Origin of the sequence: Mesorhizobium sp. M1143 (assembly GCF_040318435.1) — a bacterium.
Taxonomy (GTDB): domain Bacteria; phylum Pseudomonadota; class Alphaproteobacteria; order Rhizobiales; family Rhizobiaceae; genus Mesorhizobium.
Map to the genome: position 1 here is coordinate 23397 of NZ_JAMYMJ010000025.1, position 12300 is coordinate 35696.

The 12300-nt window shown below is 62.7% G+C and carries 8 protein-coding genes; 4 read left to right on the forward strand and 4 right to left on the reverse strand.

Annotated features, from left to right (window positions below; genetic code table 11):
• Positions 1-145 precede the first annotated feature (145 nt).
• The 3 genes from NKH35_RS17940 to cphA are packed head-to-tail and all read right to left on the reverse strand — an operon-like array spanning position 146 to position 4763.
• Positions 146-970 carry a cyanophycinase gene (locus tag NKH35_RS17940; protein WP_023736588.1) on the reverse strand — a complete coding sequence of 275 codons (825 nt, stop codon included), beginning with the start codon at positions 968-970 and terminating at the stop codon, positions 146-148.
• Complete coding sequence (locus tag NKH35_RS17945; protein ID WP_023736587.1) at positions 967-1866, reverse strand: isoaspartyl peptidase/L-asparaginase family protein; 900 nt, start codon at positions 1864-1866, stop codon at positions 967-969. The genes NKH35_RS17940 and NKH35_RS17945 overlap by 4 nt, the downstream gene beginning before the upstream one ends.
• Positions 1866-4763 carry a cyanophycin synthetase gene (cphA, locus tag NKH35_RS17950; protein ID WP_352915637.1) on the reverse strand — a complete coding sequence of 966 codons (2898 nt, stop codon included), beginning with the start codon at positions 4761-4763 and terminating at the stop codon, positions 1866-1868. The genes NKH35_RS17945 and cphA overlap by 1 nt, the downstream gene beginning before the upstream one ends.
• 539 nt (positions 4764-5302) lie before the next feature.
• Between cphA and sdhD the strand changes: the two genes are divergently transcribed.
• Positions 5303-5692, forward strand: coding sequence for a succinate dehydrogenase, hydrophobic membrane anchor protein (gene sdhD / locus NKH35_RS17955; protein ID WP_023688545.1), 390 nt, complete (start codon positions 5303-5305; stop codon positions 5690-5692).
• Positions 5693-5795: 103 nt separating this feature from the next.
• On the opposite strand, the gene ctaD is transcribed toward sdhD, so the two are convergent.
• Entirely contained in the window at positions 5796-7454 is a 1659-nt protein-coding gene (gene ctaD, locus NKH35_RS17960) for a cytochrome c oxidase subunit I (protein WP_352915696.1), read from the reverse strand.
• A gap of 311 nt (positions 7455-7765) precedes the next feature.
• Here ctaD and NKH35_RS17965 point away from each other — a divergent pair, with 311 nt between their 5' ends.
• From NKH35_RS17965 to NKH35_RS17975, 3 genes are all read left to right on the forward strand, one after another.
• On the forward strand, positions 7766-8593 hold the full coding sequence (locus NKH35_RS17965) for a DUF2243 domain-containing protein (RefSeq protein ID WP_352915641.1): 828 nt from the start codon (positions 7766-7768) through the stop codon (positions 8591-8593).
• Between the two features lie 30 nt (positions 8594-8623).
• Positions 8624-10000 carry an NAD(P)/FAD-dependent oxidoreductase gene (locus tag NKH35_RS17970; protein WP_352915644.1) on the forward strand — a complete coding sequence of 459 codons (1377 nt, stop codon included), beginning with the start codon at positions 8624-8626 and terminating at the stop codon, positions 9998-10000.
• Positions 10001-10285: 285 nt separating this feature from the next.
• Complete coding sequence (locus NKH35_RS17975) at positions 10286-11755, forward strand: protein adenylyltransferase SelO (RefSeq protein ID WP_352915647.1); 1470 nt, start codon at positions 10286-10288, stop codon at positions 11753-11755.
• The last annotated feature ends 545 nt before the right edge of the window (positions 11756-12300 follow it).

The window sequence follows — 12300 nt, forward strand, 5'->3', positions numbered from 1 at the left end:
GCCGAGAGAGGCCGTCCGTAATCCTGCCCGGCCCGCAACAACGCGACAATCCTGGTTGGGCGACTTCAAATAGGAGAACTGCCTCATATACGGTTTTCGCGGTACGCGGACCGCGCCATACCATCAGCTTGAGTGCGGCGAAGTCTTAAGGAATCCCCACCGGCCGTCGCAGCGCGAGATCGAACCCGTCGCCTGAGCTCAGCACGTGAACCCTAAGATCATGGATGGAAAGGGCGGCATCAGGCTCACCTTCCGCGATGTTGGAATGCGTCACGCCGGCTGCATCGACCAGATAGACAGCGCCGCTGCCGATGACCTTGAACATCTCGCCCTTCACCACGATCGCGGTGTCTTCATCGATGCCGATGCCGAGGACGCGCGGGTTCTGCGACACCGCCCCGATGAGCCGCCCAATGCGGCCCCGTTCCGCAAAGTGCTGGTCGATAATGACATTCGGCAGCAGGCCCAGTCCCGGCGCCATCCGAATGTGGCCGATCCGAAAGGACGCTGCGTTCGGCCCCCTCACCATCATCGTGTCGCTCATCACCGACGCGCCCGCGGAGGTGCCGGCAATGACGCCTCCGGCTTCATAGATTTCGTGCACCCGCTCGTCGATGGGCGTGTCGCCGATCTGGCTGGTGATCCGGAGCTGGTCGCCGCCGGAGAAGAACACCGCGCTCACGTCTGCAAGCGCACTTATTTTCTTTTCATGAGCTGCCTCGAGGCGGTCGTTGACGTAGAGTTCGATGACATCCTTGATGCCCAGCTCACCGAAGGACCTCTGATACTTCTCGAGATAGCCATCCGGCTCATGAGACGCGATGGTGGCAAGCACCAGGCGGCCGTTCGGAACCAGGCTCGCCACCTCCTTCAAGATGACACGATCGCCATCATGGTCCTCGTGGCCGCCGATGATGACGAGCGTTCCGGCTTTACCGTTCGAGGATCGTTTTTTCTTCTTGTCGGTCATTTGTCCACGTCTTTCTTGCGCAGGAAAACGTGTGGGTGGTTGTCCTCGCTGGTCATGAATGCGACTGCGAACTCCCTGCTGTTATGCGCCCATCCAGACACGCCGGTCGCGGTAAGCACGATGGCTCCGGCTTCGCCGCCGATCGCCTCGACTTCCTTGAGCGCGGGATTCAGCACCTGCTCCAGGCCGCCTTCAGCCTGCCCCGAGGACAATGCCTGCCGCGCCGAGAGTGCCTGCATGACACGGGCCGCGAGAGCCTTTCGCGCAATATGCTCACCGTCTCCCGAGAAGGCGACGCCTCCCAATTGGTTGTCGGCATAGTAGCCGCAACCGGGTTGCGGAGAATCCCCCACACGACCCGGAGCACTGCCGTCCAGTCCGCCGGTCGAAGTGCCCACGGCGATGTCCCCGTATTGATCCAGGGCAACCACACCGATCGTATCCTTCGCCTCAGACTTGCTGGAGGCGTCGCGCTGCTGCGGCGTGATCAAATCCGCCGGATCGCAAAGCTCCAGCTGCTTGTCGGCGGCGAAACGCCGGGCCCCCTCCGACGCCAGCAGGATCGGCTCCTCATGCAGCATGGCCTTCGCGACACTGATTGGATGGCGCACGCCCTTGATCACTGCGACGGCACCTACATTGAAGTCCCTGCCCTCCATCAGGCCAGCGCACATCTCGACCTCGCCGTCCGAATTGAGGGCACTTCCATATCCCGCATTGAACGTCGGGTCCGCCTCGAGGACGCGACCGGCAGCTTCCACGGCATCGACCGCCGTTCCGCCGCCGGCCAGGATGGCCCGACCTGCCTCGAGCGCCTCGATGCATCCGTTGCGATGCGCCTCCTCCTCTTGCGGATCGATCTCCTTGGCGCCGCCGTGCAGGATCAGCGACCACATCAGCCAGCCCTCAGATGGCGAATATGGGTCTGATCGGGCCCTCCCCTCGAAGGCGTCGCGCCTCCGAAGCCGGTTACCTGCCGCCACACGGCTTCAACGTCGTCGACGGTGAGCACGACAAGGTCGTTCTCCCGAGCAAGCCGGAGACACACGTCGACGGCCTCCTTCTCGGGACAGACGGCGTGTATGCGGCCTGGGGCGCAGCCGGCGTTCAAGGCACCTTCCCGCAGCAAGCCGGCGATCGCTCCGGGGGCTCGGCCGCGCAGCTCCTGCTCATCCTCCTTGAAGACGATGACGTCGAATATCCGCGAAGCGATCGCGCCCATCTCGCGGATATCGCAATCGCGGCGGTCGCCCGGTATGGCGACCAGGCCGATCGTGCGCTGATAGCCGCGCCTCATGTGGGAAACGAGCTTTCCGAGCGCCTTCAGCCCCTCCGGATTGTGCGCATAGTCGACGATCGTGCGGAAACCATGCCCGTCGAAGACGTTGAGGCGACCGGGAGATTGCTCGAACGAGGTGCCAAACTCGGCCAGCGCCGCCCGGATCGTTGCCGCCGGAACGTCGTGGCAATGTGCCATGGCGACGGCTGCCAGGCTGTTGGCAACGTTGAATTCGGCCGAACCCTCGAAGGTCGCGGGAATTTCGTCGACGCTCATCAGGAACATCGATTCCCCATCCTCGTGGATGAAAATGTCCCAGCCGTCGCTGCTGGGCTCCCGCGTCACGGCGCGGCCGCCTTCCGCCAGGTGGCTGCGCAAGAAACCGGGCCACTCGCTCCTGCTCGCCAGCGAGAAGTAGCAGGTCCTGCCGCCGGCATCTCGCGACATTGCGGACGTGTGGACGTCGTCGGCATTAAGAATGCTCCATCCGCCGCGGCGGACGGACTCGACCACGACCGATTTCACCTCCGCCAGGTCCTCGATCGTGTCGATGCCCCTCAGCCCGAGATGGTCGCCGTGGACGTTCAGAACCGCGCCAACATCGCATGCATCGAAGGCAAGCCCTTCGCGCAGGATGCCGCCGCGCGCACATTCCAGCACCGCGACATCGACACCCGGCTCGCGCAGCACGATCCTGGCGCTCTGCGGACCGGAGCAGTCCCCCGTCATGATCCGCTCGCCGTTCAAGTAGACGCCGGTGGTGGAGGTGAGCCCGACGGTTGCGCCATTCGCCTGCAGGATGTGCGCCAGCATTCTGGCAGTGGTCGACTTGCCGTTGGTCCCGGTGATCGCGAAGATCGGAATCCGGCCGTCCTTGCCGCCTTTGAAGAGAAGATCGAGCACGGGCCGTGCGACGTTGCGGGCGCGCCCCGACGAGGGTTCGAGATGCATGCGGAAGCCAGGACCGGCATTCACCTCTATGATGCCGCCGCCGGTCTCGCTGACCGGCCGTGAGATGTCGGGACAGACGAAGTCGATCCCGGCAATGTCGAGACCGACGATCTGTGCCGCCCGCCTGGCGATCAGCGCGTTTTCGGGATGGATTTCTTCCGTCCGGTCGATCGCGGTCCCACCGGTGGAGAGATTGGCGGTGGGCCGCAAGAGCACCATTTGGCCCGGCGCTGGAACGCTCGCCAGGGCGAGCTGCGATTTTGACAGGAAATGCTCGACGCATTCGTCGATTTCGATGCGGGTCAATACCGAGGAATGGCCCTCTCCCCTCCGCGGGTCGCGGTTCGTCTCCTCGACGAGCTCGGCGACAGAACTCCGGCCATCGCCGACCACATGGGCCGGAACCCTCTCGGCGAGCGCCACCACCTTTCCGCCGATCACCAGGATCCTGTGGTCCGAGCCGACGAAATGCTGCTCGACGATAACGCTACGGCTGTGTTCTCGCGCCTGTTCGAAGCCCCAGCGGACCTCGTCTTCTGTTGCGAGACCGATGTTGACGCCGCTTCCATGATTGCCATCGAGTGGTTTGGTGACCACGGGGTAGCCCAGCCGTGCTGCCGCCGCGACTGCGTCCTGCGCCGATCGCACCAGCTCCCCGCGTGGCACCGGCAGGCCGGCCTGTTGCAGCAGGAATTTGGTCAGGTCCTTATCCGAGGCGATCTCGGTCGCAATCTCGGAAGTGAGGTCACTGCAACTGGCGCGGATGCGCTTCTGATGCTTTCCGTGACCAAACAGCACGAGGCTGCTGTCGTCGATCCGCGCCGCCGGAATGCCTCGCCTCTCGGCCTCGCGCACCAAGGAAGCAGTCGTAGGCCCCAAGGCACGCTCGGCGGCCAGAAGCTTGAGCTGCTGCAGCCTGGCTGCGAACTCGAATGGCCCCTGCGTTTCCGCAATGTCGCCGAGCCCCTCGACACCATGCAGATTGGCCGGCAGCAGGCTGTCCACCAGTTCGAGCGCGACGCGCCCGGCGAGCAGCCCGACAAGCTCGTCCTTGTAGGCGAACATGACGTTATAAGTGCCCGGACTGCCTTTGACCGACCGTGTCTTTCCTCGTGTCACCCGGTGACCGAGCATGCTCTGCAGTTCCAGGGCGACATGCTCGACGACGTGGCCGAGCCAAGTTCCTTCCTGCATGCGGCGGACGAAGCCGCCGGCGGCGCCATAGCTGCAGCCATGGCCCGCAAGGCCGGGCAACAGTCGGACGATTTGTTCGGAAAACCCGGGCAGTTTGTCTGTCGGGAACGCCTCAAGGGCTCCGAGGTCGATCCTAATCTGGACCATTGGCGTCATGCTATAGAGGTGCGGCCCGCGAAACACGCGGGCATCCACGACGCGGATAGGGCGAAAACGCGAGGCGCCCCGATGAATTTCTTTGTCCGACATAGTCCGTTTCTCCTGACTAACTCCGCAACATCCGGAGGATCGGTTAGTTCCCGGCCTTTCAGCCCAAATATTTTTGCAGGAGAGAGAAACAAAAGTGGCCGTTAACATATGTTGGGCCAAGAACACCCTCTGGTCATCTCGGCCACGTGCGGCCGCTGTTCTGAGGGGCTACTTATCTCTCGGGACGAGGCGGGCCAGGCGTTCGCTCGTTTTCACAAGCATTCGCCGGGCACATCGCGGCCGTTGAGCTAGTGCCCGGCTTTAGCTCATGGCGACCCATTGTGCGGGTCCAGCACTGAGGCATTTAATCTTCAGCACGCCTTCGGCACCCGGGAACATTTCCAGACGCGTCAGGTTTGGAACCATCCTTGCACCGGAACTACAGCCATGCAGAGTCGAAAATCGGTGAAGGCCGCGCTTGTCAACGAGATCGACGCGGTCCGCCTTCGTATCTCGCTGCTTGAAAGCGAGCTATGCGGAGATGGCAGACCCAGGCAAATTGGATGGCGTTCAGGATACGAACTGAACGCCCACAAAGCCCACCTTGCTCGACTGGAGACCGTGCTTGCCCAATATCCGTCGGCACCGACGGCCCGGGCATCGAAACAGCAACAGCTTGAGTTGCGCGCAAGGCAACCAAGTAGTTTTGGGGAAACGCCATGGCTGACAGACCCTCAATCAGAACTCCGCTAGCTCGAGTGCGGGGCCTTGGATCGGCGAAACACGGAACCGAAACGTTCATGCTGGAGCGGCTGACATCTGCTGCCCTGTTGATCCTTGTCATTTACATCGTCGCGATCGTTATAATGCTGGTCGGTGAGCCTCGAGACGCCGTCCTCAGCGTCGTAGGATCGATCTATGTCGCGCCAGCCCTTATTGGCTTCATTCTCGTAAGCTGCGTTCACATGCGGCTTGGAATGCAATCGATCATCGAAGATTACTGCCATGCCACCGTGCTCAAATCGCTTCTTCTGATCGCCAATTGGTTGTTCTGCTGGGCAGTCGCGCTCGCAAGCTTGTTCGCTGTGCTGTTAATCAGCTTCAGATAGCGATCCGGTTCTCAGCTGCAGCCAGCGTCTGCCACCGGCAGGCTGAAGTTCGCCTCAGCGGCGAACCGGGCTGGCTTGCGCAAAGGAGTTCGACAACCCGGCCTCATCTGATTTGCGGCAGCCTGTCCCATTGATGGAAAGGGGGTGGAGAGGTCAGTTCCCACTCCAATGTGGTAGCTCCTGGCCCCCATGGGTTCATGCCGGCGGCTCTTTGCCGGTAGAAAGCTTCCAAGATGCCGAAGAGGAAAATCACGACACTCGCGGCCGACAGGTACGATCCATACGAGGACACCATGTTCCAGCCGGCGAATGCGTCGGGATAGTCGACATAGCGACGCGGCATGCCCGCCAATCCAAGGAAGTGATGGGGGAAGAAGACGAGGTTCACGCCGACGAAGGTCGTCCAGAAATGGACCCCAGCCAGAAGCGGATTGTAGAGATATCCCGTCATTTTCGGAAACCAGTAATACCAGCCCGCGAAGATGCCGAAGATCGCTCCCAGTGAAAGTATGTAGTGGAAATGCGCGACGACGAAGTATGTGTCGTGCAATTCACGGTCGAGGCCGGCATTTGCGAGTTGAACGCCCGTCACCCCGCCCACGGTGAACAGGAATATGAAGCCGAGGGCCCAGAGCATCGGCGTCCGCAGGCTGACCGAACCGCCCCACATGGTTGCAATCCAGGAGAACACTTTTATCCCGGTCGGCACTGCGATCACCATCGTGGCGAAGGTGAAGTAGCGCTGCGTGTCGAGGCCTATCCCGCTGGTGTACATATGGTGGGCCCAGACGACGAAGCCGATCACCCCGATCGCCACGATTGCGTAGACCATCCCGAGATACCCGAAGATCGGCTTTCGAGAGAAGGTCGAGATCACCTGGCTGACGATGCCGAACGCCGGCAGGATCATGATGTAGACTTCCGGGTGGCCGAAGAACCAGAAGAGATGCTGGTACAGCAGCGGGTCGCCTCCGCCGTCCGGCGCGAAGAACGTGGTTCCGAAATTGCGATCGGTCAGGAGCATGGTGATGGCGCCGGCCAGCACCGGCAGAGCCAGCAGCAGCAGGAAGGCGGTGATGAGGATCGACCACACAAACAGGGGCATCTTGTGCAGGGTCATCCCCGGCGCGCGCATGTTGAAGATGGTGGTGATGAAGTTGATGGCTCCCAGGATCGAGGAGGCGCCCGCAATGTGCAGAGACAGGATGACCAGATCCACGGCGGGACCGGGATGGCCGGAGGTCGACAGCGGCGGGTACAGGAACCAGCCGGTCCCAGGGCCATAGCCGCCGGGGACGCTGGGCATGAAGATCGACAATAAAAGCAACATCAATGCCGGCGGCAGCAGCCAGAACGAGATGTTGTTCATGCGCGGGAAGGCCATGTCGGGGGCGCCGATCATGATCGGAACCATCCAGTTGGCGAAGCCGCCGATCAGGGCGGGCATCACAGTGTAGAAGATCATGATCAGCGCGTGCGCCGTGGTGAAGACGTTGTAAAGCTGCTTGCCGGCGTCGATCGCCGCGTCGCCCTGGTAACCGTAGATCATCGACGCCAGTCCGGGGAAAAACTGGATCCCGGGTTGCTGCAGCTCGATTCGCATGCTCACCGACAAGAGCATGCCGATCACCCCCGCGATGAAAGCGAAGACCAGATAGAGTGTGCCGATGTCCTTGTGGTTGGTCGAAAACAGCCATCGGGTGATGCCGGTCGGCTGGTGGCTGTCGAGACCGTCCGGATCTGCCGCCGTATATTCTTTCATGACCTTCTCCGCTTGAGCCGTCCGTCGCCAGCATCGAACCGTGCTGGAACTTGATTGTTCCCTCCACCGAACCGGCGGTAGGAACATTCCACGGAAGTCGCTGTTAGGTTCCGCGCGGCCGACCCTGCGCGGCTGAGGATCGACGTCCATGCTGGCGATAGTTGCTGCGACCCTGGTTCTGACGACGGTGGTTGGTGGGCTGATATCCGCCTTCTGGCTCGAGGCGCGTCATGGTCTCCATGACCCCACGCCGCCGGACATGTCGGTGCCCAGGCAACTGAACGCCCCGGCCTGGAGCCGGTGGTCCTGACATGGACGCGATCACCGCGACACTCGACCCGAGAACGCGAGCCGGCTGGCTGCTGCTCGGCTTCGCGCTCGGCGGTTTCTTCGACGGCATCGTCCTGCATCAGATCCTGCAATGGCATCATCTTCTCTCGGGCGTCGCCGATCCGGTGGGTTCCGACCTGCGCTTCCAGATCATGGCCGACGGCCTCTTCCATCTTTTCATGTATGTGCTCGCCGTCGCCGGCACGGTGTTGCTGGTGGCCGCGAGGGCGGCCGGCGCGCGGCCCGGGACCACCACGGAGATCCTGCGGCTCGCCTTCGCCGGGTTCGGCGTCTGGCATGTCGTCGATGCCGTCGTGTTTCACTGGCTGCTGGATCTGCACCGGATCAAAATGAACAGCGACTTGCCGCTCGCCTGGGATATTGCGTGGCTGGTCATCTTCGGCATCGTGCCGCTTGTGTTGGTGCTGGTGCTGCCCAACCGCGGCGGACCGGCACGCGGTGCTTCGGCAGCGCTTACCAGCATCGTCCTGCTTGCGGGATTGGCAGCCGGCGCCGGCCCGTTCTTCAACGGTGCCGCCAATTCCATCATCGTCTTTCGGGCCGGGATGGAACCGGCGGCGATGATGCGGGCCGTTGAAGTCGCCGACGCCCATCTCAAATGGGTCGACGCCAGCGGCACCATCTGGGCGGTCGACCGCGTCTCATGGCGCGGGTTGGTAGCCCTTCACGCGCGCGGCGCCTTGGTGGTCAGCACGACGCCTGTCATTGCCGGATGCCTTGCCTGGACCGATGCCGCCGGAGTGAGCAGTAGCTCCAGCCAGCAGCGAGGCACTCCTGCCAGGCTATGACTTCCGGACAGGGATAGGGGAGTATCAAGCATGCAATTCGCCACCGAGAGCAGCCACGGCCCGAGCCTGACACCGCGCATCGTCGTGGTCGGCGGAGGCTTTGCCGGTCTGGAGGTTGCCAAGGCGCTCGGCAAGGCGGAAATCGGGGTGACGATCATCGACCGCCACAATCACCACCTGTTCCAGCCCTTGCTCTATCAGGTTGCAACCGCCGCCTTGTCGGCGCCTGATATCGCCGAGCCAATCCGCAAGATCCTGGGCCGCTATCCCTCGGTTCAGGTCCTCTTCGGCGATGTCACCGAGATCGGCACCGAGGCCAGGATACTGGTGCTGGCCGATGGGACCACGGTCCCCTACGACATCCTGGTCTTGGCCACCGGTTCGCGGCCATTCTATTTCGGCCAGGAGAGCTGGGCTCGGGTTTGTCCCGGCTTGAAGACCATCGAGGACGCGCGTACGATCCGGTCACGGCTGCTGCTGTCGTTCGAGCACGCGGAACGGACCACCGATCCAGTCGAGCAATCCCGGCTGATGACGATCGCCATTATCGGCGGCGGCCCGACCGGTGTCGAACTGGCGGGCTCGATCGCCGAACTCAGCCGGCACACACTGGCGCGCGACTTCCGCAACATCCGGCCCGAGAAGACAAGGATCATACTGGTAGAAGCCGGCGAGCGTCTGCTCGCCGGATTCGCCCCGGAGCTTTCCAGATATGCACGTCTGCGCCTTGAAAGCCTGGGCGTCGAGGTCGCGCTCGGCAACCGGGTCGAGGCGATCGAAGCGCATCAGATCACCGTCGGCGGCCAGGTGATCCCGGTGGCCTTGACGCTCTGGGCCGCCGGGGTGGCGGCTTCTCCGCTGGTCGCCCAGCTTGGTGTCGGGCTCGACCGCGGCGGTCGGGTGAAGGTCGAATCCGACCTGCAGGTCGTCGGCCACCCCGATGTCTTCGCGCTTGGCGACGTCGCACTGGTCCTCGATGGGAACGGCCAGCCATTGCCGGGTCTTGCCCAGGTCGCCAAGCAGCAGGGCGAGCACCTCGGCAAGGCACTGGCACGCCGGATAGATGCTGGCGACACGCTGCCCGCTTTTGTCTTCAGCAATCGAGGCAACACGGCCATTGTCGGCCGCCACGCTGCCGTGTTCGAATCGGGCAGGTTGAAACTGAAAGGCTGGTTCGCCTGGTCTGCCTGGGCGCTCATCCATGTCTACCTGCTCGTCGGTTTTCAGCACCGCGTTCAGGTCTCGATCCAGTGGCTCTGGCGCTACCTGACCTATGAGCGTGGCGCCCGGCTCATCGCCGAGGAGCGAGTCGAACCGGGTTCAACATCGTCGCCGGGAGCGGCCCCGAGAGAGCCGCTGCCAACCAAGGCAGACGCCGCCCCGGCATTGCCCGCCCGCACTGACTAGATTGCCGGGTGCTCAGTTCGGAGACAGTGGCGATGCGGGGGTCAGCTCTGGATTCCGCCACGGCCCGTCGTCCCACGGCAGCCCGAACCTCGATAGTTGAGGCGGGTGGTTCCCAGCTTGTATCCGGTGCCGGCCTGATGGATCCGGATGGCACCAACGACGTTGCGTCCCTATATGAACAAATGAACACAGGCTCCTCGAAACGGGATCTGTTGAACCCCTCCTCTTCAGAGACAGCTCGTCATGACGTCACCTGCGACTGCTGAACAAACCCCGGTCATTCAGATGGGGCTTCCCGCCCTGAGCAACAGCTATGCGCAACTGCCGGAGCGCTTCTTCGCGCAAACAGATCCGAAGCCGGTATCCGAACCGCGGCTGATCCGGTTCAACCGGCCCCTCGCCGAGGAACTCGGGCTCGATGCCGACCTGCTTACCAGCCCGGCTGGAGTGGCGATGCTGGCCGGCAACAAATTTCCGGAAGGCTTGCAGGCAATCGCTCTGGCTTATGCGGGCCACCAGTTCGGAAGCTTCGTGCCTCAGCTCGGCGACGGGCGCGCTCTGCTGCTTGGCGAAGTGGTGGACGTCAACGGCATTCGCCGTGACATCCAGCTGAAGGGATCGGGACCCACGCGGTTCTCGCGCAACGGTGACGGCCGCGCCGCCCTCGGCCCTGTCCTGCGCGAATATGTCGTCAGCGAAGCGATGGCGGCGCTCGGCATTCCGACGACGCGAAGCCTTGCGGCGGTGCTCACCGGCGACCCGGTCTATCGCGAGGTCCGGCTGCCCGGCGCCGTCCTGACACGGGTGGCGGCAAGCCATATCAGGATCGGCACGTTCCAATATTTCGCCGCGCGCCACGACACCGAGGCGCTCAAGATACTGGCCGACTATGCCATTCAGCGTCACTTCCCACAGCTGGCGGGGGAAGCACGGCCGTACCGGGCTTTGCTGGAGGCCGTTGTCGCCGCACAGGCGGACCTGGTGGCGCGCTGGATGCTGGTCGGCTTCATCCATGGCGTCATGAACACCGACAATATGTCGATCTCGGGCGAGACGATCGACTATGGCCCATGCGCCTTCATGGACGCCTATGACCCCAGCGCGGTGTTCAGTTCGATAGACCGCGCCGGCCGCTATGCCTATGCCAACCAGCCTCGTGTCGCCACATGGAACCTTGCGCGCTTTGCCGAGACCCTGCTGCCGCTCATGAGCACGGACGAGAATGACGCAGTGTCTGAAGCGGAAGAGGTGCTGAGGTCGTTCCAGGCCTCCTATGAGGCTGTGTTGCAGCGCGGCTTCCGCAGAAAACTCGGACTGCTGACCGAAGCGGAAGGCGACTTGCAGCTCGCTGCCGACTTTCTGGATGTGCTGGCTCGCGGCGAAGCGGATTTTACGCTCGGCTTCCGGCGCCTGGGCGATGACCTCGACGCTGCGGACGGCCAAGGCACGGCGCGGCAGTTGTTTAAGGATCCAGGTGCATTCGATGCCTGGTCGGCGCGGTGGCGCCAGCGCATCGCAAGCGAGGGCGACACGGCCACGCGCCGTTCTGCCATGCAATCGGTCAATCCCAAATTCATCCCCCGCAATCATCGCATCGAGGCGATGATCCAGGCGGCGTTGGGCGGCGACTTCAGACCGTTCGAGGAGATCCTGGCAGTCGTCAGCCGTCCCTTCGATGAGCAGCCGGGAATTGAACGCTATGCTGAGCCGCCACGCCCGGATGAGCGCGTCCTGCAGACATTCTGCGGTACATGAGACATTCGTGATGGTCGCTTAACATGTGCAAATGCGGAAGACCCATTAGCAAGCTATCGTCACGGGCACTCTCGTAGGGGCTGAGCTATGACGATCATAGAATTGGCATTCGAATTGCTGGCACGGAAGCTCGTAGACCGTACCGGAATATCAGACGAAGATGCTCGAGACCTTGTCGCAGCCATGGGAGCTGACTGGTCATCGCTCGTGCGAGCAGCGAGGGCGATCAAAGAGGCTTAGGTCTTTTGACGTCGTTTTAGCTGCCACAGCTGCAGGCAGATCGGACCAGAGGCTGCTGCCGCGATCCAGGCGCGACACCGCGCTGGTCACCGATCATGTCAGCAACGTGGTCAAGCACTGTATTTCGGTCGCCACTGAAGCCCGCTACGCAAGTCGCCGGAGCTCGCAATCTGCGATAGCAGCCCAGGCTTAGGATTTATATTGCAGGCCCGCACCACTGGCGGGGCGACGCGGGCGGGCCGCTGCCGTTCCTTGAAATCCGCGTTGGGAGTCAGATTCCGTCGGCACCGAAAAGCACAGGTGCT

Excerpts from the sequence above, each read along its gene's own strand:
- NKH35_RS17975 (WP_352915647.1), top strand. The coding sequence starts at position 10,286 with ATGGGGCTTCCCGCCCTGAGCAACAGCTATGCGCAACTGCCGGAGCGC.
- NKH35_RS17970 (WP_352915644.1), top strand. The coding sequence starts at position 8,624 with ATGCAATTCGCCACCGAGAGCAGCCACGGCCCGAGCCTGACACCGCGC.
- sdhD (WP_023688545.1), top strand. The coding sequence starts at position 5,303 with ATGGCTGACAGACCCTCAATCAGAACTCCGCTAGCTCGAGTGCGGGGC.
- NKH35_RS17940 (WP_023736588.1), bottom strand. The coding sequence starts at position 970 with ATGACCGACAAGAAGAAAAAACGATCCTCGAACGGTAAAGCCGGAACG.
- ctaD (WP_352915696.1), bottom strand. The coding sequence starts at position 7,454 with ATGAAAGAATATACGGCGGCAGATCCGGACGGTCTCGACAGCCACCAG.
- NKH35_RS17945 (WP_023736587.1), bottom strand. The coding sequence starts at position 1,866 with ATGTGGTCGCTGATCCTGCACGGCGGCGCCAAGGAGATCGATCCGCAA.
- NKH35_RS17965 (WP_352915641.1), top strand. The coding sequence starts at position 7,766 with ATGGACGCGATCACCGCGACACTCGACCCGAGAACGCGAGCCGGCTGG.